We start from the raw sequence: 24,282 nt of genomic DNA on the forward strand, positions 1-24,282 counted from the left end.
CGGGCGCGGGGGTTCTTGTGTCTTGAGGGGCGCGCGTCGGGTGCGGGGGTCGTGGGGGGCGCATGGCTGATACTGGACGCGTTATGGACATCGTCATCCTTGCTGTAGTCATCGCCGTGGTCGTGCTCGGTGCGCTCGGCGGGCTGATCGTCGGGAGCCGGCGCAAGAAGCCGCTGCCCCCGCCGCCGCCCGCAGCGCCCGACATCACCGCCCCGCCGGCCGAGCCGCACGTCGGCGAAGAGGCCGAGACGCCGCGGGAGGAACCGCGGCGCACCATCGAGGAGGTTGATCTTCCGGCGGGCGCCGGTCCCGTCGTCATCGAGGAACCGTCCGCCGCCGAGGCTCCCGAGATCGAGATCCCGGAGCCCACCGCCGGCCGGCTGATCCGGCTGCGGGCCCGTCTCTCCCGCTCCCAGAACGCCCTGGGCAAGGGTCTGCTCACCCTGCTGTCCCGCGAGCACCTGGACGAGGACACCTGGGAGGAGATCGAGGACACCCTGCTCACCGCCGACGTCGGCGTCCAGCCCACCCAGGAGCTGGTCGACCGGCTGCGCGAGCGGGTCAAGGTGCTGGGCACCCGCACCCCCGAGGAACTGCGCGGGCTGCTCCGCGAGGAACTGGTCACCCTGGTCGGTCCGCAGATGGACCGCACCGTGCACACCGAGAACGAGGCCGGCGGCCCCGGCGTCGTGATGGTGGTCGGTGTCAACGGCACCGGCAAGACCACCACCACCGGCAAGCTCGCCCGGGTCCTGGTCGCCGACGGCAACACCGTCGTCCTGGGCGCCGCCGACACCTTCCGTGCCGCCGCCGCCGACCAGCTGCAGACCTGGGGCGAGCGGGTGGGCGCCCACATCGTGCGCGGCCCCGAGGGCGGCGACCCGGCCTCCGTCGCGTTCGACGCGGTCAAGGAGGGCAAGGAGATGGACGCCGACGCGGTGCTCATCGACACCGCCGGCCGGCTGCACACCAAGACGGGCCTCATGGACGAGCTCGGCAAGGTCAAGCGGGTCGTGGAGAAGCAGGCCCCGCTGGACGAGGTGCTGCTGGTGCTCGACGCCACCACCGGTCAGAACGGTCTGGTGCAGGCACGGGTCTTCGCCGAGGTCGTCGACATCACCGGCATCGTGCTCACCAAGCTCGACGGCACGGCCAAGGGCGGCATCGTCATCGCCGTCCAGCGCGAGCTGGGCGTCCCGGTCAAGCTGATCGGGCTCGGCGAGGGCGCGGACGACCTCGCGCCGTTCGAGCCCGGAGCCTTCGTGGACGCGCTCCTCGGGGAGTGACGCCCACCTCCCGACCACGGAACGCGAAAGCGCCCGCCCCCGGACCGCCGGGGGACGGGCGCTTCGCCGTGTCGGAGCCGTGTGCGGAGGGGCTACATGCCCGACCGGTGCGCCACGTACGCCAGGGTGCCGAGCAGGAGCCGGGCCTCGGGCGGCCGGGAAGCGGAGTCCAGGGCGGGGGAGCGCAGCCAGCGCACCGGTCCGAGGCCGCCGCGGTCCGAGGGCGGTGCCGTGATGTGCGTACCGCGTCCGAGGCCGCGCAGGTCGAGCGAGGCCGGATCGTCCCAGCCCATGCGGTACAGCAGGTCGGGCAGGGCCGCCGCGGCGCCCGGGGCGACGAAGAACTGGGCGCGCCCGCCCGGGGTGGCGGCGACCGGTCCGACCGGCAGGCCCATGCGCTCCAGCCGGGCCAGGGCGTTGCGCCCGGCGGGCTCGGCCACCTCGATCACGTCGAACGCCCGCCCGACCGGCAGCATCAGCGAGGCGCCCGGGAACTCGGACCACCGCGCGGTCACCTCGTCCAGCGGCGCGCCCGCGCGGATCACCGGCGCCAGGCTGAGGGGGTGGGCGCCCGGCGCCCGGCAGTCGCCGCGGCCGCAGGAGCATGACCCGGCGACGGCGCGGACGCCCGGCACCACGTCCCAGCCCCAGAGTCCGGTGTACTCCGCCACGACCGTGCCGTCCGAGGAGCGGCCGCGGCGCCGCGAGCCGGACCGGATGTCACGGATGCCCCGACTGATACCGATCGTGAAGCCCATGCCCCCTCCAACGGGTCAGACGTACCGGTGGTTACGTAGCGGACGCAGACTGTGACTCTCTGTTTCCGGCTTCCCGGTGCGCCTCGCGCCAACCAGCGCTTTGGTGCGCCAGGGGTGGTGCGAGGGGCGTTGCGCGCCCCTGAGTGCATCGCCGTATCCGCTCTTGTCTGTCCTGTGTCAAGTCAATCGCGGGTCGACGACGGTGCGTTCATTCGAAGGGGTGGCGAATGGTGGCGATTACGGTTCCGCCGTGGTGAGGCCGGTGATCGTAGGGTTACTGTGTGTGCACGGCTTGGATGGGGCACATGCACTCGTGGGTATGCCGGAGGCAACTCGGCTTTCCGTTCGAAGGGTGGCAACTGCCGGACGGGCGGCCCCAAAGACCGGCATTCTGATAGGGCTTGGCGCACTCAGCGACAAGTGGTCTTCAGGGATGGGGGCGTTCCAGTGAGCGGCAACGGCGGTGGCGGGACGAGTACTGCGGGTGCGGAGAAGCGTCCGAACGAGATGCTCGCCTCGTGGTTCGTCCGCAGCGGCTGGTCCAAGGGGGAGCTCGCCCGCCAAGTGAACCGCAGAGCGCGGCAGTTGGGCGCCAACCACATCTCCACCGACACCTCCCGCGTGCGCCGCTGGCTGGACGGGGAGAACCCGCGCGAGCCGATCCCCAGAATCCTGTCGGAGCTGTTCTCCGAGCGCTTCGGCGTCGTCGTCTCCGTGGAGGACCTGGGCCTGCGCACCACCCGCCCGGCACCCTCCGCGACCGGCGTCGACCTTCCCTGGACGGGCCCGCAGACCGTGGCCCTGCTCAGCGAGTTCTCGCGCAGCGACCTGATGCTGGCGCGGCGCGGCTTCCTCGGGAGCTCGCTGGCCCTCTCCGCGGGCCCGTCCCTCATCGAGCCCATGCAGCGCTGGCTCGTTCCCTCCCCGTCCAGCCCCCTCCCCAGGCCCGAGCCGGACGTCGCGCCCTCCTCGGCGCGGGCCCGCGGCCGGCTGTCCAAGCCGGAGCTGGACCTGCTGGAGACCACCACCGTGATGTTCCGGCAGTGGGACGCCCAGTGCGGCGGCGGACTGCGCCGCAAAGCCGTCGTCGGGCAGCTCCACGAGGTCACCGACCTCCTCCAGGAGCCCCAGCCGGAGGCCGCCACCAAGCGGCTGTTCAAGGTCGCCGCCGAGCTGGCCGAGCTCGCGGGCTGGATGTCGTACGACGTGGGGCTGCAGTCGACCGCGCAGAAGTACTTCGTGCTCGCCCTGCACGCCGCCAAGGAGGCAGGGGACCGGCCGCTCGGCTCCTACGTGCTGTCCAACATGAGCCGGCAGATGATCCACCTCGGCCGCCCCGAGGACGCCCTGGAGCTCATCCACCTCGCGCAGTACGGCAGCCGGGACTGCGCGAGCCCCCGCACCCAGTCGATGCTGTATGCGATGGAGGCCCGCGCCTACGCCAACATGGGGCAGCCCGGCCGCTGCAAGCGCGCCGTCCGCATGGCCGAGGACACCTTCGCCGAGGCCGACGAGTGGGACGAGCCCGACCCGGACTGGATCCGCTTCTTCTCCGAGGCCGAGCTGTACGCGGAGAACAGCCACTCCTTCCGCGACCTCGCCTACGTCGCGGGCCGCAGCCCCACCTACGCCTCGCTCGCCGAGCCGCTGATGAAGCGGGCCGTGGAACTCTTCGGCCAGGAGGGCGGCGAGCACCAGCGCTCCTACGCCCTCAACCTCATCGGCATGGCCACCGTCCACCTGCTCCAGCGCGAGCCCGAGCAGAGCACGGTTCTGGCCACCGACGCCATCAAGGCCGCCAAGAAGGTCCGTTCCGAGCGCGTCAACACTCGTATCCGAAAGACCGTCGACACCGCCGTACGCGACTTCGGGGACCTCGCCGACGTCGTCGAACTCACCGAGCGGCTCGCGATCGAGCTGCCGGAGACCGCCGAAGCGGTCTGACCACAGGAACACCCCTGGACCCCGGCCGCGGCCGGCCCTCCCGAACTGCCCGACTCGGCTCCCCCATGCCAGTCATTCGGAAGGCCGGCCGCGGCCGGTCGTGTGTCTCCCCGGCCACGGCTCACGGCCGTACATCGAAGGTTGCGTCACGATAACGATCGGCGCGCCCCGGATCCGGCAGTTCATCGACCCGTAACACGTCGGGTGCCTTCGTCACGGCGGCGAAACAACGAGGGGCTTCCACCGAAACGGCGCTGCGCCAATCTTCATGGCGCATAACCGGCCCACCCCTCAATCCGCTCAAGGCTTCGCCCGCACGGGGCCGTACCAACGACGAGGAGACGCCGATGGCCCAAGCCATCACCCTGGCAGCAGACGCGCCCACGCTGTCCGCCGCCAACACAGGGTTCATGCTCATCTGTTCCGCCCTGGTAATGCTCATGACGCCGGCCCTGGCCTTCTTCTACGGAGGCATGGTCCGGGTCAAGAGCACGCTGAACATGCTGATGATGAGCTTCATCAGCCTGGGCATCGTCACCATCCTCTGGGTGCTCTACGGATTCTCCGTCGCGTTCGGCGACGACAAGGGCAGCCTCGTCGGCTGGAACTCCGACTGGGTGGGCCTGAGCAACATCGGCCTGACGGAACTGTGGGACGGCACCACCATCCCGCTGTTCGTCTTCGCCTCCTTCCAGCTGATGTTCGCGATCCTCACGCCCGCCCTGATCAGCGGCGCGCTCGCGGACCGCGTGAAGTTCAGCGCCTGGGCCCTGTTCATCGCCCTGTGGGTCACCGTCGTCTACTTCCCGGTCGCGCACTGGGTGTGGGGCTCCGGCGGCTGGGCGTTCGACCTCGGCGTCATCGACTTCGCCGGCGGTACCGCGGTTCACATCAACGCCGGTGCGGCCGCCCTCGGTGTCATCCTCGTCATCGGCAAGCGCATCGGCTTCAAGAAGGACCCGATGCGTCCGCACAGCCTCCCGCTGGTCATGCTCGGCGCCGGTCTGCTGTGGTTCGGCTGGTTCGGATTCAACGCCGGCTCGTGGCTGGGCAACGACGACGGCGTCGGCGCGCTGATGTTCGTCAACACCCAGGTCGCCACCGGTGCCGCGGTCGTCGGCTGGCTCGCCTACGAGAAGATCCGCCACGGCGCGTTCACCACGCTGGGTGCCGCCTCCGGCGCCGTCTCCGGCCTGGTCGCCATCACCCCGGCCGGCGGCGCGGTCTCCCCGCTCGGCGCCATCGCGATCGGCATCATCGCCGGTGTCCTGTGCGCCATGGCGGTCGGCCTCAAGTACAAGTTCGGCTACGACGACTCCCTCGACGTCGTCGGCGTCCACCTCGTCGGCGGCGTCATCGGCTCCCTGCTCATCGGCTTCCTCGCCACCGGCAAGGGCCAGTCCGACGTCGAGGGCCTCTTCTACGGCGGCGGCCTCGACCAGTTCTGGAAGCAGTGCGCCGGTGTCTTCGGTGTCCTCGCCTACTCCCTGATCGCCTCCGCGGTCCTGGCCCTCCTCCTCCACAAGACCATCGGTATGCGAGTCTCCGAGGACGACGAGGTCGCCGGCATCGACCAGGCCGAGCACGCCGAGACCGCATACGACTTCAGCGGCGCCGGCGGCGGCGCGGCCCGCACGCCGGCCAGCACCCCCCTCGCCCCGGCCGAGAGCAAGAAGGTGGACGCATGAAGCTCATCACCGCCGTCGTGAAGCCGCACCGGCTCGACGAGATCAAGGAAGCCCTGCAGGCCTTCGGCGTGCACGGTCTGACCGTCACCGAGGCCAGCGGCTACGGCCGCCAGCGCGGCCACACCGAGGTCTACCGCGGTGCCGAGTACACCGTCGACCTGGTGCCCAAGGTCCGCATCGAGGTCCTGGTCGAGGACGACGACGCCGAGCAGCTCGTCGACGTCGTGGTCAAGGCGGCCCGCACCGGCAAGATCGGCGACGGCAAGGTCTGGATGATCCCCGTCGAGACCGCCGTACGGGTGCGGACCGGCGAACGCGGCCCGGACGCCCTCTGACTGCAGCCCCACGGAACAGGAGTCGCCGGGTGACGAGTACGGACACGCACGACCAGACAGAGGACTCGGGACCCGACGGCTACGCGGCGGCCCGGCTGCGCCTTCTCACCGAGAAGGCGCGGTCCGGGCCGCCGCGCCGTTCCGGCCTCGCCGACCTCACCGACGAATGGCTCGCCGGACTCTTCGCGGCCGGCGCCCCCGGAGCACGCGGGATCTCCCTGGTCGCCGTCGGCGGCTACGGACGCGCGGAGCTCTCCCCGCGCAGCGACCTCGACCTGCTGCTGCTCCACGACGGCAGCGCACCCGAGACCGTCTCGAAGCTCGCCGACCGCCTCTGGTACCCGGTCTGGGACCTCGGCCTCGCCCTCGACCACTCCGTCCGCACCCCGGCCGAGGCCCGCAAGACCGCCGGTGAGGACCTCAAGGTCCAACTCGGCCTGCTGGACGCCCGGCACGTCGCCGGCGACCTCGGCCTCACCACCGCCCTGCGCACCACCGTGCTCGCCGACTGGCGCAACCAGGCCCCCAAGCGGCTGCCCGCCCTGCGGGAGCTGTGCGAGGAACGAGCCGAACGCCAGGGCGAACTGCAGTACCTCCTCGAACCCGACCTCAAGGAGGCCCGCGGCGGACTGCGCGACGCCACCGCCCTGCGCGCGGTGGCGGCCTCCTGGCTCGCCGACGCCCCCCGCGAGGGACTCGCCGAGGCACGCGGCCGCCTCCTCGACGTACGGGACGCCCTGCACCTGAGCACCGGACGCGCCACCGACCGGCTCGCCCTCCAGGAACAGGACCAGGTCGCCGCCGAACTCGGCCTGCTCGACGCCGACGCCCTGCTGCGCCAGGTCTACGAGGCCGCCCGGGTCATCGCCTACGCGGGCGACGTCACCTGGCGCGAGGTCGGCCGCGTCCTGCGCTCCCGCTCCGTACGGCCCCGGCTGCGCGCCATGCTGGGCGGAGGGAGGCCCGCGCCCGAGCGGTCCCCGCTCGCCGAGGGCGTCGTGGAGCAGGACGGCGAAGTGGTGCTCGCCCGCGCCGCGCGCCCCGACCGCGACCCCGTGCTCCCGCTCCGCGCCGCGGCAGCCGCCGCCCAGGCCGGCCTCCCCCTCAACCTGCACGCCGTACGCCGCATGGCCGCCGGCGCCCGCGCCCTCCCCTCGCCCTGGCCCGCAGAGGCCCGCCAGCAGCTCCTCACGTTGCTGGGCTCCGGCCGCCCCACCGTCGAGGTCTGGGAGGCGCTGGAGGCCGAGGGCCTGATCAGCCTGCTGCTCCCCGACTGGGACCGGGTGCGCTGCCGCCCGCAGCGCAACGCCGTGCACCTGTGGACCGTCGACCGGCACCTCATCGAGACCGCGGTGCGCGCCTCCGCCTTCACCCGCCGGGTCAGCCGCCCCGACCTGCTGCTCATCGCCGCCCTGCTGCACGACATCGGCAAGGGTTGGCCCGGCGACCACTCGGTGGCCGGCGAGGTCATCGCCCGGGACGTGGCCGCCCGCATCGGCTTCGACGCGGACGACGTCACCGTGATCGCCACGCTCGTACGCCACCACCTGCTGCTCGTGGAGACCGCCACCCGGCGCGACCTCGACGACCCCGCCACCGTGCGGGCCGTCGCCGGGGCCGTCGGCTCCCAGGGCACCCTCGAACTGCTGCACGGCCTCACCGAGGCGGACGCCCTCGCCACCGGACCGGCCGCCTGGTCCTCCTGGCGTGCCTCCCTCGTCGCCGACCTCGTCAAACGGGTCTCCGCCGTGCTCGCGGGCCAGGCCCCGCCCGACCTGGAGGCGGCCGCGCCCACCGCGCAGCACGAGCGGCTCGCCCTCGAAGCCGTCGCCACGGGCGCCCCCGTCCTGTCGCTGCGGGCGCAGACCGAACCGCCCGCCGAGCCCTCGGACGACCCCGAACCGCTGGGCGTCGAGCTGATCGTGGCCGTACCCGACCAGCCGCGCGTGCTGCCCGCCGTGGCCGGGGTGCTCGCCACGCACCGGCTGACGGTGCGCACAGCCGAGCTGCGGGCCCTGGACCTCCCGGACGGCGTCGACGGGTCCGTGCTGCTGCTGGACTGGCGGGTCGCCGCCGAGTACGGCTCGCTGCCCCAGGCTGCCCGGCTCCGCGCCGACCTGGTCCGCGCCCTCGACGGCAGCCTCGACATCTCGGGCCGCCTGGCCGAGCGGGACGCCGCGTACCCGAGACGCCGCGGGGTGGTCGCCCCGCCCCCGCGCGTGACCGTCGCCCCGGCCGCCTCCCGGCACGCCACGGTGATCGAGGTCCGCGCGCAGGACGCACCGGGGCTGCTGTTCCGCATCGGGCGGGCCCTGGAGGACGCGGGCGTGAGGGTGCGCAGCGCCCACGCGAGCACCCTGGGCGCCAACGCGGTCGACGCCTTCTACGTCACCGGACCGGAGGGCCTGCCGCTGCCGGGCGAGGAGGCCGTGGCGGTGGCCCGCAAACTGGAGGAGATGCTGCGGGCGTGACCGCGGGGGCGGGCGCGCCCGCCCCCGCGGTCACGCGCGGGGCCGTCCCCCGGCACGTACGTCCGCCCCCGTCCACCGCCCCGCGGCGGGCGGGGCCGTTTTGCTTGCGGGGCCGGATACCCTGGAGGGCAGCCCAGTTCCGCCCCCGACCTCGAGGACCGACGCCACCGTGTTCGATACCCTCTCCGACCGCCTCAGCGCGACTTTCAAAAACCTCCGCGGCAAAGGCAGGTTGTCCGAGGCGGACATCGACGCCACGGCGCGTGAGATCCGCATCGCCCTCCTTGAGGCCGACGTGGCCCTGCCGGTCGTCCGGTCGTTCATCAAGAACGTCAAGGAAAGGGCCCTGGGCGCCGAGGTGTCCAAGGCGCTCAACCCGGCCCAGCAGATCATCAAGATCGTCAACGACGAGCTGGTCCAGATCCTCGGCGGCGAGACCCGCCGCCTGCGGTTCGCCAAGCAGCCGCCGACCGTGATCATGCTCGCGGGTCTGCAGGGTGCCGGTAAGACCACCCTCGCGGGCAAGCTCGGCCACTGGCTGAAGGAGCAGGGCCACTCCCCGCTGCTCGTCGCCGCCGACCTCCAGCGCCCCAACGCCGTCAACCAGCTGAGCGTGGTCGCCGAGCGCGCGGGCGTCGCCGTCTACGCGCCCGAGCCGGGCAACGGCGTCGGCGACCCGGTCAAGGTCGCCAAGGACTCCATCGACTTCGCGCGGTCCAAGGTCCACGACATCGTGATCGTGGACACCGCCGGCCGCCTGGGCATCGACCAGGAGCTGATGCGGCAGGCCGCGGACATCCGGGACGCGGTCTCGCCCGACGAGATCCTCTTCGTCGTCGACGCGATGATCGGTCAGGACGCGGTCAACACGGCCGAGGCCTTCCGCGACGGCGTCGGCTTCGACGGCGTGGTGCTCTCCAAGCTCGACGGTGACGCCCGCGGTGGTGCCGCCCTGTCGATCCGGCAGGTCACCGGCAAGCCGATCATGTTCGCGTCCAACGGTGAGAAGCTCGACGACTTCGACGCCTTCCACCCGGACCGCATGGCCTCCCGCATCCTCGACATGGGTGACCTGCTCACCCTGATCGAGCAGGCTGAGAAGACGTTCAGCCAGGAAGAGGCCGAGAAGATGGCCTCCAAGCTGGCGTCCAAGAAGGGCCAGGACTTCACCCTGGACGACTTCCTGGCCCAGATGGAGCAGGTCCGCAAGATGGGCTCCATCTCCAAGCTGCTCGGCATGCTGCCGGGCATGGGCCAGATCAAGGACCAGATCAACAACCTGGACGAGCGGGACGTCGACCGCACCGCCGCGATCATCAAGTCGATGACGCCGGGCGAGCGTCAGGACCCGACGGTCATCAACGGTTCGCGCCGCGCCCGTATCGCCAAGGGGTCCGGTGTCGAGGTCAGCGCGGTGAAGAACCTGGTCGAGCGGTTCTTCGAGGCGCGCAAGATGATGTCCCGCATGGCCCAGGGCGGCGGCATGCCGGGGATGCCCGGGATGCCGGGCATGGGCGGCGGCCCCGGCCGTACGAAGAAGAAGCAGAAGCAGGCCAAGGGCAAGCAGCGTTCGGGCAACCCGATGAAGCGCAAGCAGCAGGAGCAGGAGGAGGCCGCGCGCCGGGCCGCGGCGGCCGAGGGCGGCAACGCCTTCGGGCTGCCGCAGCAGGGTGGCAAGGACTTCGAGCTTCCCGACGAGTTCAAGAAGTTCATGGGCTGAGGCCCGTACCGGTGACGCCGCTGGGGCGCCCCCTCCTCGGAGGGGGCGCCCCAGCGGCGTTGTGCGTGTGTGCGGCGGACCGCACCGTCAGGGGACGCGCGCGACGAGGTACCGGAACACGTTCGGCATCCACACCGTGCCGTCCGGGCGCTGGTACGGGTGCAGCGCCTCGGTCAGCTCCTTGTCCACCTGCACCTGGTCGGTGGCGCTGATCGCCGGGTCGAACAGGCCCGTCGACTTCAGGCCCCGTACGGCGCTGTCCGGGTCGGCGTAGCCGAAGGGGCAGGCCACCCGCCCCGAGCCGTCGGGCCGCAGTCCGGCCCGCTCGGCGACCCGCTCCAGGTCGTCCCGTTCGGTGGGGCGCCAGGCCTCCGCGCCGCGCAGCGGTTCCGCCAGCTTGGCGGCCACCCGCAGCACGGCCGCCGTGGCGCACCGCTCGGGCGGGCCCCAGCCGGCCAGCACCACGGCCGCCCCGCGCCCGGCGAGCGGCACGGCCTCGGCGAGCAGGTCGCCCAGTCCCTCCGCGTCGCCCGCCAGGCAGCCGATCGGCTCGAAGGCGGTCACCACGGTGTACCGGGATACACCGGCGGGAGCGGCCTCGGCGGGCGAGCCCCGCACGATCCGGGTGTCCGCGCGCGCGTGCGGGTCCCGCTCGTCCGGCAGCAGCCGTTCACGGGCGAGGTCCAGCCGGTCGCACGAGGTGTCGACACCGGTGATCGTCGCGCCGCGCGAGGCCGCCATCAGCAGGGCCAGTCCGGAGCCGCAGCCGAGGCCGAGCAGCCGGGTCGAGGGGCCCACGTCCAGCCGCTCGTACACCGCTTCGTACAGCGGTACGAGCATCCGCTCCTGTATCTCGGACCAGTCACGCGCGCGTGCCCGCAGGTCGACGCGCGGGGCGGGCCCCGTGCGAGACGGGTGCTGCCGCACGAGCGTAGGTGTCATAGGTAAGCGCCCCAATCAGCCGAGAAGTTGCCGCAGTGCCCATTTCCCTGGCCCCCGTGCAGTGCGCCCGCACAGCCCCCGTATGCCAGGTAACTCCGCACTCGTCGTGTCGTCCAGTGGAAGAGGGCGGCCGATTGGTAGTTGCTCGTGCCAGAGGCAAGAATTCACATTCCGGTAATCGGGGGCCGCCCGGTCCGCCACGGCGAGACGTCCGCGGGAGGGTTCCGGCCACCGGTGACGGGCTGTGAACGTCCCGGGGGAGGGGCGGTGCGCGGCCTGGCGGGGGGAAGCGGTAGGTTCGTCGGTCACGGCGTTCCGGGTGAACCGGACGCCGCCCGACGCCGGGAGGGCGTCCGAAAGGCCTCTTGCGCATCCAGGGGGCTCACGCGCACCGGCGCGTGGAGACCGGATACGCGCGGGGGCGTACGTCAGCCTACGCACCACCTTGGGATGAGCTGCGAGGCTTCTCCGCAGATCAGCGCACCCGTGCTCGTCAGGACGCATCAGTGCCAACTGACTGGTACGTGCAAATTATTTGGGATGCCCCGGAATCGGAACACAGAGGCACCCCGGCTCGTTGTCATTACGTGAGCACGACACAGACACCACCTGTTCTCGCCGCAGAGCTGGCACAGGCGTGGGCCGACATTCAGCGGTACCACCCCGAACTGCCCGATCTTGCCGCGCCCGAGTCCCTGATCGGGGAGTCGTCGTCCGCGTGCGGTCACGAGCTCTCCTTCGAGCGACTGCTGCACGAGGCAGTCCACGGCATCGCCGCCGCGCGCGGCGTGCGCGACACATCCCGAGCCGGCCGATACCACAACCGCAGGTTCCTGGCGATCGCCGAGGAGCTGGGCCTTGACCACCCCGAGGAGCCGCACCCGAGCAGCGGTTTCTCGCTGGTCATGCTCACCCCCGAGGCGAAGCGCCGCTACCGTCCGACCACGGAGCGTCTCCAGCGGGCCCTGAAGGCCCACACGGCGGCGACCGCGGGCGACACCGCCCGCAGCTTCCGCGGGCCGGCCGCGCGGCACGGCTCGTCCGGCGGCGGCGTACGCGTCAAGGCGGTCTGCGACTGCGGCCGCAACGTACGCGTCGTTCCGTCGGTGCTGGCGCAGGCGCCCATCGTCTGCGGCGGCTGCGGAAAGCCGTTCCGTATCCCGGAAGTCGTAGCGGCGAGCTGAGGCCCCGGCACCTCGTGGGTGCCGGGGCCTCGGCCCCGTCGACACCGGGCGCACCCGACGCGTGACCATGCGGCGCCGGGTGCCGCTTTGTCATGCCCATGTGCCCGCACCCCACGGCAGGCCGGCCCCTCGGGGTGTGGCACAATGGCTAGCTGTACTCGACAGCCGCACAGGACCCCTCTCTCCTCCGGCTGACGCGTCCATCGGGCACTCGGGTACCGCAACCCCACGCGGCTCTCTCGCCGTGCCCAACCACGTCAATTCCAGGAGAACCCACTCCCGTGGCAGTCAAGATCAAGCTGAAGCGTCTGGGCAAGATCCGTTCGCCTCACTACCGCATCGTCGTCGCCGACTCCCGTACCCGCCGTGACGGCCGGGCCATCGAGGAGATCGGCAAGTACCACCCGACGTACAACCCGTCGGTGATCGAGGTCGACGGCGACCGCGTGGCGTACTGGCTCTCCGTCGGCGCCCAGCCGACCGAGCCCGTGCTCGCCATCCTGAAGAAGACCGGCGACTGGCAGAAGTTCAAGGGCGAGCCCGCCCCGGCGCCCCTGCTGCAGCAGCCCGAGAAGGCCGCCCGTCCGTCCTTCGAGGCGATCGGCGGCGACGACGAGGGCAAGGGTGAGGCCATCACCCAGAAGAAGAAGGCTGAGAAGAAGGACGAGGCTTCCGCCGAGTCCGCGTCGACCGAGGCCTGAGCATGCTCGAGGAGGCTCTCGAGCACCTCGTGAAGGGCATCGTCGACAACCCCGACGATGTGCAGGTCGCCTCGCGCGACCTGCGTCGCGGTCGCGTGCTCGAGGTCCGGGTCCACCCGGACGACCTCGGCAAGGTGATCGGCCGCAACGGCCGCACCGCACGCGCTCTGCGTACCGTCGTGGGCGCCATCGGCGGCCGCGGTGTCCGTGTCGACCTCGTCGACGTGGACCACGTCCGCTGACGCCGCAAGCAGCACCGGCTCGGGCCGGGGAGGGCCACTGGGCCGTCCCCGGCCCGCAGCCGTATGACAGGAGATCGAACACAGTGCAGCTGGTAGTCGCTCGTATCGGCCGCGCCCACGGCATCAAGGGCGAGGTCACCGTCGAGGTCCGTACCGACGAGCCGGAGCTGAGGCTCGGGCCCGGCGCCGTCCTGACCACCGACCCCGCTTCCGTGGGGCCGCTGACCATCGCGACCGGCCGGGTGCACAGCGGCCGCCTCCTGCTGCGCTTCGAGGGCGTCCACGACCGCACCGGCGCCGAGGCGCTGCGCAACACCCTCTTGATCGCCGACGTCGACCCGGAGGAGATGCCCGAGGGTGAGGACGAGTACTACGACCACCAGCTGATCGACCTCGACGTCGTCACCGAGGACGGTGAGACGGTCGGCCGGATCACCGAGATCTCCCACCTGCCCACCCAGGACCTCTTCGTCGTCGAGCGCCCCGACGGCAGCGAGGTGTTCGTGCCCTTCGTCGAGGAGATCGTCGCCGAGATCGACCTCGAGGAACAGCGCGCGGTGATCACCCCGCCGCCCGGCCTGATCGACGACCGCGCCGAGGTCGCCTCGTCCAGGGACTCCTCGGAATCCGGGGAAGACGCCTGATGCGGCTCGACGTCGTCACGATCTTCCCCGAGTACCTCGACCCGCTGAACGTCTCCCTCGTCGGCAAGGCACGCGCGCGCGGACAGCTCGACGTGCACGTCCACGACCTGCGCTCCTGGACCTACGACCGGCACAACACGGTCGACGACACCCCGTACGGCGGCGGCCCCGGCATGGTCATGAAGACCGACCCCTGGGGTGACGCGCTGGACTCGGTCCTGGCGGACGGCTACGAGAGCGGCTCGGGCGAGCCCGCCCTGGTCGTCCCCACCCCGAGCGGCCGCCCCTTCACCCAGGAACTGGCCGTCCACCTCTCCGAGCGGCCCTGGCTGATCTTCACCCCGGCCCGCTACGAGGGCATCGACCGCCGCGTCGTCGACGAGTACGCGACCCGCGTGCCGGTGTACGAGGTGTCCATCGGCGACTACGTCCTGGCCGGCGGCGAGGCCGCGGTGCTCGTCGTCACCGAAGCGGTGGCGCGGCTCCTCCCGGGCGTCCTCGGGAACGCCGAGTCGCACCGCGACGACTCCTTCGCCCCCGGCGCCATGGCCAACCTGCTGGAAGGCCCCGTCTACACCAAGCCGCCCGCCTGGCGCGGCCGCGAGATCCCGGAGGTGCTGCTCAGCGGCCACCACGGGAAGATCGCACGCTGGCGGCGCGACGAGGCGCTGCGGCGGACCACCACCCACCGCCCCGACCTCATCGAGCACTGCGACCCCAAGGCCTTCGACAAGAAGGACCGGGAGATGCTGTCCATCCTCGGCTGGGAACCGGACCCCGAGGGGGAGCCGTACGGCCGATTTTGGCGCAGGACCGACGGCGTGGAACAATAGGCCGCTGTTGTGCGCCGTCCGGCGAGCGCCCCTGCCGCAGGGGGACACGACGCCGCCCCGACCGCACAGCCCCGATCCGAAACTCAAGTGCCGTTGATGACCTGCGGCATCAGCGAAGAAAGCAGACGACATGTCTCACCTGCTCGACTCCGTCGACACCGCGTCGCTCCGCAGCGACGTCCCGGACTTCCGTCCCGGCGACACCGTCAACGTCCACGTGCGCGTCATCGAAGGCAACCGCTCCCGTGTGCAGCAGTTCAAGGGCGTGGTGATCCGCCGCCAGGGTTCCGGCGTGCGCGAGACCTTCACGGTCCGCAAGGTCTCCTTCTCCGTCGGCGTCGAGCGCACCTTCCCGGTGCACACCCCGATCGTGGAGAAGATCGAGCTCGTCACCAAGGGTGACGTCCGCCGCGCCAAGCTGTACTACCTCCGTGAGCTCCGTGGCAAGGCCGCGAAGATCAAGGAGAAGCGCGAGAACTGAGCGCTTTACCGGCGTCATATCGCGGCCGGATAGCATCTGGCCCCGATGGACACCGAAGCACAGCCGACGGAGCGCGACCGCTCTCTCCCCCCGGACCCCGAGGACTCCTCGGTGAGACCGGGGCCGGAGGGGCGGTCGCGTTCCGCGTTGCTGTCGCGCGTCACGGACCAGCTGCCCGGCGGGCGGATCACCCTGACCCTGTTGCTCTGCCTGCTGTTCCTGCTGGCCGTCAACACGTTCGTGGCGCGGCCCTTCGAGATCCCGAGCGGATCGATGGAGAAGGGATTGAGGGTCGGGGACCGCGTTCTCGTAAACAAGTTGGCGTACCGCTTCGGCGACGGGCCGCACCGCGGGGACGTGATTGTGTTCGACGGCACCGGGTATTTCGGTGACGCCGACTACATCAAACGGGTTGTCGGGGTGGGCGGGGACCACATCGTCTGCTGCGACGGGGAGGGGAGGATCCGGGTGAACGGCCGGTCGGTCGACGAGTCAAGCTTCCTGTTCCCCGGCGACAGCCCCTCCACGGTGCGCTTCGACGTGGTCGTGCCCGAGGGACGGCTGTTCGTCCTCGGTGACCACCGCGGCAACTCCAGCGACTCCCGCGACCACCTCGGTTCGCCCGGCGGGGGCATGATCCCCGTGGCGGAGGTCATCGGCCGCGCCGACGCCGTCGTCTGGCCGTTCGGCCACGCCGGCCGTCTTGAGCGGCCCGACTCCTACACGCGCGTACCGGCTGCGGACCCCTCCGCGACGGGGGGCCGTCATGGGTAACCGCGGAAGGCCCCGCGGTGTCCCGGAGAGCGCCGCCGAGAACCTGCTTCCCACCGGGTCCCGCCGTGCCGTCGTGCCCTCCTCCGGCCGCACCCGGGCCGAGCGGCGCAAACTCCAGCGCAAGGTCAAGCGCCGCCGCAGGCGCAGTGCCGTCAAGGAGATCCCGCTCCTCATCGGTGTCGCCGTCCTGATCGCCCTGGTGCTGAAGACGTTCCTCGTGCAGGCGTTCGTCATCCCGTCCGGCTCCATGGAGCAGACGATCCAGATCGGCGACCGGGTCCTGGTCGACAAGCTCACCCCCTGGTTCGGCTCCAGGCCGCAGCGCGGGGACGTCGTCGTGTTCAAGGACCCAGGCGGCTGGCTCCAGGGGGAACAGACCACGCCCCAGAAGGACGACCCGGTCGGCGTCAAGCAGATCAAGGAAGGCCTCACCTTCATCGGTCTGCTGCCGTCGGAGGACGAGAAGGACCTGATCAAGCGGGTCGTCGGGATCGGCGGAGACCGCGTCCGGTGCTGCGACACCCAGGGCCGCGTCACCGTCAACGGCGTCCCACTGAACGAGGACTACCTCTACCCCGGCAACGTTCCCTCGCTGACGCCCTTCGACGTCACGGTGCCGCAGGGCCGGCTGTGGGTGATGGGCGACCACCGCGCCAACTCCGCGGACTCCCGCGTCCACCAGGACACCGACTACGGCGGCACCGTCTCCGAGGACGAGGTGGTGGGCCGCGCCATGGTCATCGCCTGGCCGCTCGGTCACTGGACCACCCTCGACGAGCCCGCTGCCTATGCCGCCGTGTCCGACTCGGTGCCCGGGTCGAACGCCGGCGCCGCGCTGTCGCATAGGGTTGCCCCGGACGGTCCCAGCCAACGTGAAGGAATTGTCCAGCTCCCGAGCCCTGCGGAACTCCCGCTCGTTATGGGAGTGGTGGGCCTGCGCCGGGCATGGCGCGGGCGGCGGCAGAGAGTGAGGAGTCGGCGTGGGGGATGTGGCGGTAGGCGCACGGTCCGGTCAGGGAGGCGAGGAGCACCGCGGACGCCCCGCGGAACCGGGCGACCCGGCCGCGGCCCACGCCGCGTTCTCCGGGAATGACGATCCGGCGGTCGAGGGCGGCGGAGTGAACGACGACGGGACGAGGACCGGCGACCAGGGACCGGACGACCCCCAGCCGAAGAAGCAGCAGCGCTCCTTCTGGAAGGAACTGCCGATCCTGATCGGCATCGCGCTTGTCCTGGCGCTGCTGATCAAGACGTTCCTCGTGCAGGCGTTCTCGATCCCCTCCGACTCGATGCAGAACACCCTGCAGCAGGGCGACCGGGTCCTGGTCGACAAGTTGACCCCCTGGTTCGGCTCCGAGCCCGAGCGGGGCGAGGTCGTCGTCTTCCACGACCCCGACAACTGGCTCGCAGGCGAGCCCACGCCCGACCCCAACCCGCTGCAGAAGGTCCTCAGCTGGATCGGCCTGATGCCGTCCGCGGAGGAGAAGGACCTGATCAAGCGGGTCGTCGGCGTCGGCGGCGACACGATCGAGTGCAAGGGCACCGGCCCGCTGAAGGTCAACGGCAAGGCACTCAACGAGCCGTACGTCTACCCCGGCAACACCCCGTGCAGCCAGGACGACCAGGGCGGCCAGTTCAAGGTCAAGGTGCCCGAGGGCCACATCTGGGTCATGGGCGACCACCGCCAGAACTCCCGCGACTCCCGCTACAACCAGGCCGACAAGAACCACGGCTTCGTCCCCGTCGACAAGGTCGTCGGCCGCGCCGTGGTCATCGCCTGGCCGATCAACCGCTGGGACAACCTCCCCGTCCCGGACACCTTCGACCAGCCCGGTCTGAACACGCAGTCCCAGGACGCGGCGGCCCTCTCGGTCGCGCCGCCCGCGCTCGCGGTGGCCGGTGCGGTGCCGTTCGTGCTGTGGCGGCGCCGCCGGGCCGGGGGCGGAGAGGGGCGCGGGGAGGGCTGACCCGCCTGGGTACCGCCGGGTAGGGTGCCGCCCATGAGTGGTCAGAGCACGACGCGTACGGTCCCGGGCAACGGCGGTTCCTACGGTGCCCGGGCACGGAGCGGCCGGACCGGGCAGGTGCTGTCCAACGTGGCCGTCGCGCTCGGGCTGGTGCTGTTCCTCGGCGGGTTCGCCTGGGGAGCGGTGGTCTACCGGCCGTACACCGTGCCGACCACCTCGATGGCCCCGACGATCGACGCCGGCGAGCGGGTGCTCGCCGAGCGCGTCGACGGCGACGAGGTCCGCCGCGGCGACGTCGTCGTCTTCAAGGACGCGACGTGGTCGAACGCCCCGATGGTCAAGCGGGTCGTCGCCGTCGGCGGCGACACCGTCGCCTGCTGCAAGGACGGCAAGCTGACGGTCAACGGCAAGGAGATCGACGAACCGTATCTCCCCGACGACCCGATGGCCCGCTCGGCGGTCTTCCCCGAGGTGACCGTGCCGAAGGGGCGCCTGTTCCTGCTCGGCGACGAGCGCTCCGGGTCGCTCGACTCCACGGCCCACCTGACCGACGCCGCCGGCGGCACCGTCGCGCGCGACGCCGTCCGGGCCCGGGTCGACGCCGTGGTCTGGCCGATGGACGGCATGCTCGCCAGGCCCACCGGCTTCGAGCGGCTCGGCCCGCTCTCCACGCCCGGACCGCTGCCGACCGTGCTCGCCGCGGTGATCGGCGGCGCGGTGCTGGTGCTGGCGGGCGCCGCCTACGGACCCCTGGCCAAGCGAGCGGCCACGTCCCGCGCCCGGAGTGCCGCGGGGAGCAACGGTGGGCGCTGACCCGTCGCCGGACGCGCCCGACACCTACCAGGGCGGCCTGCGCAGGGTCGCCCGGGTCGTCCTGCTCGACCCGCAGGACCGCATCCTGCTGCTCCACGGCCACGAACCGGACGACCCCGGCACCGACTGGTGGTTCACGCCCGGCGGCGGCGTGGAGGGCGACGAGACCCGTGAACAGGCCGCACTCAGGGAACTCGTCGAGGAGACCGGCATCACCGACGTCGAACTCGGGCCCGTGCTGTGGCGGCGGCACTGTTCCTTCCCGTTCGCGGGCCGCCAGTGGGACCAGGACGAGTGGTACTTCCTGGCCCGCACGACCCAGACGGCGACCGCGGCCACGGCCCTGACCGAGCTGGAGCGGCGCAGCGTCGTCGGAGCACGCTGGTGGACGTGCCCGGAACTCGTCCGGGCCCATGAGACGGTGTATCCGACCAAGCTCGCCGGGCTGCTGCGGCGACTGCTCGACGAAGGCCCCCCGGCCGCGCCCGTGACCCTGGACACCGAAATCGTCCGGTGACCGACGGGACTGGCGCACAATGGTGGGATCGCACGGCTGAAGGGGAACATGCCATGAGCGCCGAGGACCTCGAGAAGTACGAGACCGAGATGGAGCTGAAGCTCTACCGGGAGTACCGCGATGTCGTCGGTCTGTTCAAATACGTGATCGAGACCGAGCGGCGCTTCTACCTCACCAACGACTACGAGATGCAGGTCCACTCGGTCCAGGGTGAGGTCTTTTTCGAGGTCTCCATGGCGGACGCGTGGGTCTGGGACATGTACCGGCCGGCCCGCTTCGTGAAGCAGGTACGGGTACTCACGTTCAAGGACGTGAACATCGAGGAGCTGAACAAGAGCGACCTGGAGCTGCCCAGCGGGTGATCCCTCACCCTCGCGGGTGGCGGAGTTGTCCACAGTCGAGGGGTTGTGCACCTGGGCCGACGGTGATCGGCGGAATGCGTGACGGTTGGCGCCGGAGGTGGTGCCGACATGGACGCACAGCAGGCACGCGACGGACAGCGGGCGCGACAGGGGACGCCGTCGGGCGCCGGGGAATTGGTACCCGGCGGGGAAGCGGTACGCGGCGGACGGCAGCCGGCCGGCGGAAGCCGGGCGGGCGGCGGGCTTCGGGCGTACGGAGGGCTTCAGGGCCACAGGGCCGGTCCCGCGGGTGGCGGGCGAGCCCGGGGGGCGCTCGGCCGGTACGGGGAGACGCTGGCCGCACGGCGGCTCACCCAGACCGGGATGACGGTCCTGGCGCGCAACTGGCGCTGCGGCAGGACCGGCGAGATCGACATCGTGGCCAGGGACGGAGACGCCCTGGTCGTCTGCGAGGTGAAGACCCGCAGGGCCGGCTCCTTCCAGCACCCCATGGCGGCGATCACACCGGCCAAGGCGGGCCGGCTGCGGGACCTGGCGGAGCGCTGGCTCCAGGAACACGGGGGAGCGCCGCCCGGCGGTGTCCGCGTCGACCTGGTCGGCGTGCTGCTCCCGGCCCGTGGCGCGCCCGTCGTCGAGCACGTCCGAGGGGTGGCGTGACATGGGATTCGCCCGAACGTGTTCGGTGACCCTGGTCGGTGTCGAGGGCGTGGTCGTCGAGGTCCAGGCCGACCTGGAGCCGGGGGTGGCCACGTTCACGCTGGTGGGGCTGCCCGACAAGAGCCTGACGGAGAGCCGGGACCGGGTCAGGGCCGCCGTCGTCAACTCCGGCGGTGAGTGGCCGCAGAAGAAGCTCACGGTGGGGCTGAGCCCGGCCTCGGTGCCGAAGGCCGGCAGCGGCTTCGATCTGGCCGTCGCGTGTGCCGTCCTCGGTGCCGCCGAGCGGATCGACCCGCGCGTCCTCACCGACATCGTGATGATCGGCGAGCTGGGCCTGGACGGCCGGGTGCGCCCGGTACGGGGCATCCTGCCGGCGGTGCTCGCCGCGGCGGACGCGGGCTTCGAGCAGGTGGTGGTGCCGGAGTGCGCCGCCGCCGAGGCCGCCCTGGTGCCGGGGGTGTCCGTGCTGGGCGTCCGCAGCCTGCGCCAGCTCATCGCGGTCCTCACCGACGAGCCGGTGCCCGAGGACGCACCGCAGGAACCGGAGCGGCCCGACCCGCTGCTGGCGGGGCTGCGTGACCTCGGAGGCGGAGCGGCCACCGGCGTGAGCGGCGGCCCGGGCCGGTACGACCAGGGGCACGACCTCGCGGACGTCGTCGGCCAGCACTCGGCACGCACGGCGGTCGAGGTGGCCGCGGCGGGCGGACATCACCTTTTCCTCGAGGGCCCGCCAGGTGCCGGGAAGACCATGCTCGCCGAACGGATGCCGTCCGTCCTTCCGCCCCTGGACCGCCAGGCGTCCCTGGAGGTGACGGCCGTGCACTCGGTGGCGGGGCTGCTGCCGCCGGGCAGGCCGCTGATCGACACGGCCCCGTACTGCGCCCCGCACCACTCGGCCACCATGCAGGCACTGGTCGGTGGCGGCCCCGGGACGGCCCGGCCGGGAGCGGTGTCCCTGTCCCATCGAGGCGTGCTGTTCCTGGACGAGACGCCGGAGTTCAGCAGCAAGGCGCTGGACGCACTGCGCCAGCCGCTGGAGGCCGGGCACGTGGTCATCGCACGCAGCGCGGGCGTCGTGCGCTTCCCGGCCCGCTTCCTGATGGTGCTCGCGGCCAACCCGTGCCCCTGTGGGCGCTTCTCGCGGACCGACGACCGCTGTGAGTGCCCGCCTTCGGCGATCCGCCGCTACCAGGCCAGGCTCTCCGGGCCGCTGCTCGACCGGGTCGACCTGAGAGTCGAGGTCGACGCCGTCACCCGTAGCCAGCTGACGGCGGCCGGCGCCCGGGGTGAGACCACCGCCACGGTCACCGACCGGGTGCGGGCGGCCAGGGAACGCGCCGGGGCCCGGTTCGACGGCACCCCGTGGCATCTCAACAGCGAGATCCCCGGGAGGGAGCTGCGCAGCCGCTGGCAGGCCGCTCCGGGCGCCATGGACGAGGCCGAGCGAAGCCTGGAGCGGGGCGTGCTCACCGCGCGGGGCATCGACCGGGTGCTGCGGGTCGCCTGGACCGTCGCCGACCTGGTCGGCCACGACCGGCCCGACGCCACGGACGTCGCCCTCGCCCTGCAACTGCGCACCGGTGTCCCGCGCGGGGTGCCCATGGCGATCGGAGCGGCCGTATGAGCGCAGGGAACGGCCCCGCGGACCTGCTCGGACGGGTCTTCCTCACCCGCGTCCTCGAACCCGGTGACGAGGCCGGCGGGCGCTGGGTGCGCGAGCTGGGGGTACACGCCGTGGTGCGCCGGCTGCGGCACCGCGGGGAGCCGCTGCCGGGCGCGAGCGCCAAGCGGTGGGCCGGGATGCTTGCCCGGGCGGAGCGGGCCGACCCGCGCCGTGACCTCGCCGTCGCACAGGACGCGGGGGTGCGGTTCGTGTGCCCCGGGGCCGCCGAGTGGCCCGGGCAGCTCGACGACCTGGGCGACGCCCGGCCGCTCGGCCTGTGGGTGCGCGGTGGCGCGGACCTGCGGATGTGGGCGCTGCGCTCGGTCGCCCTGGTCGGCGCGCGGGCGTGCACCGAGTACGGCGCCTTCATGGCGGCGGGCCTGGCCGCCGGACTCGCCGAGAAGGGCTGGATCGTCGTCTCCGGCGGCGCCTACGGCATCGACGGTGCCGCCCACCGCGGGGCGCTGGGCGCGGGCGGCGCCACCGTCGCCGTGCTCGCCTGCGGGGTCGACCGCCCCTACCCGCGCGGACACGCCGGGCTGATCGGACGGATCGCCGAACAGGGTCTGGTGGTCGGCGAGTTGCCCCCGGGAGAGCATCCCACCCCCAGCAGGTTCGTCCTCCGTAACCGCGTGATCGCCGCGCTCACCCGGGGCACGGTCGTCGTCGAGGCCGCCCACCGCAGCGGTTCCCTGGCGACCGCCCGCGCGGCCCGCCGGCTCGGACGCCACACCATGGGGGTACCGGGCCCGGCCACCAGCGGCCTCTCGGCCGGCGTGCACGAACTGCTGCGGCAGGACGCCGTCCTGGTCACCGACGCCGCGGAGATCGTCGAACTGGTCGGTGACATGGGGGAGCTCGCGCCGGAGCGCAGAGGACCGGTGCTGCCCCGCGACCTGCTGGACCCGGAGGTCCGCCAGGTCCTCGCCGCACTGCCGGCCCGTCGGGCGGCCCGACCGGACGAGATCGCGCGCACCGCCCAGACCACCCCGGACGACGCGATCGCGAGACTGTACGAACTACGAGCACTTGGTTACGTCGAACGACACGGCGACGGCTGGAAGTTGACGCGCCACGCGGTGATCTCGGTCCGGGGTGGGAGCGAGCCTCCCTGACGCAGCGTGTTCGGCCGTCCGGGGGAACCCCGACACGCCCTGGAACATACGTCAGTTGGGGTATCCGGGTGATCACGCTGCGCGACGGATGTGCCCCGGGGGGACGGCCACCGGAACGTATCTGCGCACGGCCCGGCCCCCGTTCTTCGCACACCGCGACGCCGCAGTCACGCTACGCTCACGAGGACCCAGACACGGACAGGCCAGAACAGACATCGGACAGACAACGCTCACAGGCAGCACCAGCCCACGGCAGAACGGCACAAGGCAACGAATGCCCCAGCACACCTCCGGGTCCGACCGGGCGGCGATCCCCCCAGCCGCCCGCGACGGTGGCAGCGTGCGGCCGCCCGCTCCCTCGACACTCGACGAGCTGTGGCGGTCGTACAAGGCGACGGGGGACGAACGGTTGCGGGAGCAGCTGATCCTGCACTACTCGCCGCTGGTGAAGTACGTCGCCGGACGGGTCAGCGTGGGACTCCCGCCCAACGTCGAGCAGGCGGACTTCGTCTCGTCGGGGGTCTTCGGGCTGATCGACGCGATCGAGAAGTTCGACGTCGACCGCGAGATCAAGTTCGAGACGTACGCGATCACGCGCATCCGGGGCGCGATGATCGACGAACTGCGGGCGCTGGACTGGATCCCGCGCTCGGTGCGGCAGAAGGCACGCAACGTGGAGCGCGCCTACGCCACCCTCGAAGCACGGCTGCGGCGCACCCCGTCGGAGCACGAGGTCGCCGGCGAGATGGGCATCACCGTGGCCGAGCTGCACGCGGTGTTCAGCCAGCTCTCGCTCGCGAACGTCGTCGCCCTCGAGGAGCTGCTGCACGTCGGCGACGCTGGTGACCAGCTCAGTTTCATGGACACCCTGGAGGACACCGCCGCCGACAACCCGGTGGAGGTGGCCGAGGACCGGGAGCTGCGCCGGTTCCTGGCGCGGGCCATCAACACGCTGCCGGAACGCGAGAAGACCGTGGTCACCCTGTACTACTACGAGGGCCTCACGCTCGCCGAGATCGGCAACGTCCTGGGCGTGACCGAGAGCCGGGTCAGCCAGATCCACACCAAGTCCGTGCTGCAGCTCCGCGCCAAGCTGGCGAGTTTCGGCCGCTGAGTCCGACCGGGGCCGGCCCGCCGAACCCCTGGCCGCCGTGGCCGCGGCGTCCGTAAAGTGGATGACGTGCC

The 24,282-nt window shown here is 71.9% G+C and carries 24 protein-coding genes; 22 read left to right on the forward strand and 2 right to left on the reverse strand.

The features are described from left to right. Positions 1-83: 83 nt before the first annotated feature. Complete coding sequence (ftsY, locus tag B100_RS0129305; protein ID WP_024887947.1) at positions 84-1,286, forward strand: signal recognition particle-docking protein FtsY; 1,203 nt, start codon at positions 84-86, stop codon at positions 1,284-1,286. Positions 1,287-1,378: 92 nt separating this feature from the next. On the opposite strand, the gene B100_RS0129310 is transcribed toward ftsY, so the two are convergent. After that, positions 1,379-2,044, reverse strand: a complete 666-nt coding sequence (locus tag B100_RS0129310) for a bifunctional DNA primase/polymerase (protein ID WP_024887948.1) — start codon at positions 2,042-2,044, stop codon at positions 1,379-1,381. 447 nt (positions 2,045-2,491) lie between these two features. Here B100_RS0129310 and nsdA point away from each other — a divergent pair, with 447 nt between their 5' ends. The 5 genes from nsdA (at position 2,492) to ffh (ending at position 10,202) form a co-directional block, all read left to right on the forward strand. Further along, complete coding sequence (nsdA, locus tag B100_RS0129315; protein WP_024887949.1) at positions 2,492-3,988, forward strand: transcriptional repressor NsdA; 1,497 nt, start codon at positions 2,492-2,494, stop codon at positions 3,986-3,988. Positions 3,989-4,335: 347 nt separating this feature from the next. Next, positions 4,336-5,676, forward strand: coding sequence for an ammonium transporter (locus tag B100_RS0129320; RefSeq protein ID WP_024887950.1), 1,341 nt, complete (start codon positions 4,336-4,338; stop codon positions 5,674-5,676). Then, positions 5,673-6,011, forward strand: coding sequence for a P-II family nitrogen regulator (locus tag B100_RS0129325; RefSeq protein WP_024887951.1), 339 nt, complete (start codon positions 5,673-5,675; stop codon positions 6,009-6,011). Before B100_RS0129320 ends, B100_RS0129325 begins: the two co-directional genes overlap by 4 nt. A gap of 29 nt (positions 6,012-6,040) precedes the next feature. Next, the gene (locus B100_RS0129330; RefSeq protein WP_024887952.1) at positions 6,041-8,482 is read left to right on the forward strand and encodes a [protein-PII] uridylyltransferase; all 2,442 of its coding nucleotides are present in this window, start codon (positions 6,041-6,043) and stop codon (positions 8,480-8,482) included. A gap of 169 nt (positions 8,483-8,651) precedes the next feature. Next, a complete protein-coding gene (ffh, locus tag B100_RS0129335; protein ID WP_024887953.1) occupies positions 8,652-10,202 on the forward strand; it encodes a signal recognition particle protein in 1,551 nt (516 codons plus the stop codon). An 87-nt stretch (positions 10,203-10,289) separates the two neighbouring features. Here the strand turns inward: ffh and B100_RS0129340 are convergent, their stop codons facing one another. Then, positions 10,290-11,144 carry a methyltransferase domain-containing protein gene (locus tag B100_RS0129340; RefSeq protein WP_078541250.1) on the reverse strand — a complete coding sequence of 285 codons (855 nt, stop codon included), beginning with the start codon at positions 11,142-11,144 and terminating at the stop codon, positions 10,290-10,292. A 587-nt stretch (positions 11,145-11,731) separates the two neighbouring features. On the opposite strand from B100_RS0129340, the gene B100_RS0129345 reads away from it, so the two are divergent. From B100_RS0129345 to whiG, 16 genes are all read left to right on the forward strand, one after another. Then, the gene (locus B100_RS0129345) at positions 11,732-12,328 is read left to right on the forward strand and encodes a hypothetical protein (RefSeq protein WP_024887955.1); all 597 of its coding nucleotides are present in this window, start codon (positions 11,732-11,734) and stop codon (positions 12,326-12,328) included. 281 nt (positions 12,329-12,609) lie between these two features. Next, entirely contained in the window at positions 12,610-13,029 is a 420-nt protein-coding gene (rpsP, locus tag B100_RS0129350) for a 30S ribosomal protein S16 (protein WP_024887956.1), read from the forward strand. 2 nt (positions 13,030-13,031) lie between these two features. Next, entirely contained in the window at positions 13,032-13,271 is a 240-nt protein-coding gene (locus tag B100_RS0129355) for an RNA-binding protein (protein ID WP_005479813.1), read from the forward strand. 83 nt (positions 13,272-13,354) lie between these two features. Then, positions 13,355-13,915, forward strand: a complete 561-nt coding sequence (rimM, locus tag B100_RS0129360; protein WP_024887957.1) for a ribosome maturation factor RimM — start codon at positions 13,355-13,357, stop codon at positions 13,913-13,915. Next, a complete protein-coding gene (trmD, locus tag B100_RS0129365; protein WP_024887958.1) occupies positions 13,915-14,748 on the forward strand; it encodes a tRNA (guanosine(37)-N1)-methyltransferase TrmD in 834 nt (277 codons plus the stop codon). The genes rimM and trmD overlap by 1 nt, the downstream gene beginning before the upstream one ends. Positions 14,749-14,878: 130 nt before the next feature. Further along, on the forward strand, positions 14,879-15,229 hold the full coding sequence (gene rplS, locus B100_RS0129370; RefSeq protein ID WP_006130445.1) for a 50S ribosomal protein L19: 351 nt from the start codon (positions 14,879-14,881) through the stop codon (positions 15,227-15,229). A gap of 45 nt (positions 15,230-15,274) precedes the next feature. Further along, positions 15,275-16,003 carry a signal peptidase I gene (lepB, locus tag B100_RS0129375; RefSeq protein ID WP_024887959.1) on the forward strand — a complete coding sequence of 243 codons (729 nt, stop codon included), beginning with the start codon at positions 15,275-15,277 and terminating at the stop codon, positions 16,001-16,003. Further along, complete coding sequence (gene lepB / locus B100_RS0129380) at positions 15,996-17,096, forward strand: signal peptidase I (RefSeq protein WP_024887960.1); 1,101 nt, start codon at positions 15,996-15,998, stop codon at positions 17,094-17,096. The genes lepB (B100_RS0129375) and lepB (B100_RS0129380) overlap by 8 nt, the downstream gene beginning before the upstream one ends. Further along, positions 16,984-17,970: a signal peptidase I gene (lepB, locus tag B100_RS0129385; protein WP_037723740.1), complete on the forward strand. Its 987-nt coding sequence runs from the start codon at positions 16,984-16,986 to the stop codon at positions 17,968-17,970. Before lepB (B100_RS0129380) ends, lepB (B100_RS0129385) begins: the two co-directional genes overlap by 113 nt. Positions 17,971-18,003: 33 nt before the next feature. Beyond that, a complete protein-coding gene (gene lepB, locus B100_RS0129390; protein WP_024887962.1) occupies positions 18,004-18,783 on the forward strand; it encodes a signal peptidase I in 780 nt (259 codons plus the stop codon). Beyond that, positions 18,773-19,300 (forward strand): NUDIX hydrolase, encoded by a 528-nt coding sequence (locus B100_RS0129395; protein ID WP_024887963.1) that lies wholly within the window; start codon positions 18,773-18,775, stop codon positions 19,298-19,300. Before lepB (B100_RS0129390) ends, B100_RS0129395 begins: the two co-directional genes overlap by 11 nt. A 53-nt stretch (positions 19,301-19,353) precedes the next feature. Beyond that, positions 19,354-19,662, forward strand: coding sequence for a DUF2469 domain-containing protein (locus tag B100_RS0129400; RefSeq protein WP_003993268.1), 309 nt, complete (start codon positions 19,354-19,356; stop codon positions 19,660-19,662). Between the two features lie 174 nt (positions 19,663-19,836). After that, positions 19,837-20,319, forward strand: coding sequence for a YraN family protein (locus B100_RS34420; RefSeq protein WP_486585731.1), 483 nt, complete (start codon positions 19,837-19,839; stop codon positions 20,317-20,319). Position 20,320: 1 nt separating this feature from the next. Further along, positions 20,321-21,943: a YifB family Mg chelatase-like AAA ATPase gene (locus B100_RS0129410; protein WP_024887964.1), complete on the forward strand. Its 1,623-nt coding sequence runs from the start codon at positions 20,321-20,323 to the stop codon at positions 21,941-21,943. Further along, the gene (gene dprA, locus B100_RS0129415; protein ID WP_024887965.1) at positions 21,940-23,097 is read left to right on the forward strand and encodes a DNA-processing protein DprA; all 1,158 of its coding nucleotides are present in this window, start codon (positions 21,940-21,942) and stop codon (positions 23,095-23,097) included. Before B100_RS0129410 ends, dprA begins: the two co-directional genes overlap by 4 nt. Before the next feature lie 274 nt (positions 23,098-23,371). Further along, complete coding sequence (gene whiG, locus B100_RS0129420; RefSeq protein ID WP_024887966.1) at positions 23,372-24,211, forward strand: RNA polymerase sigma factor WhiG; 840 nt, start codon at positions 23,372-23,374, stop codon at positions 24,209-24,211. Positions 24,212-24,282: the final 71 nt, after the last annotated feature.

The sequence above is a fragment of the Streptomyces sp. CNH189 genome (assembly GCF_000527195.1).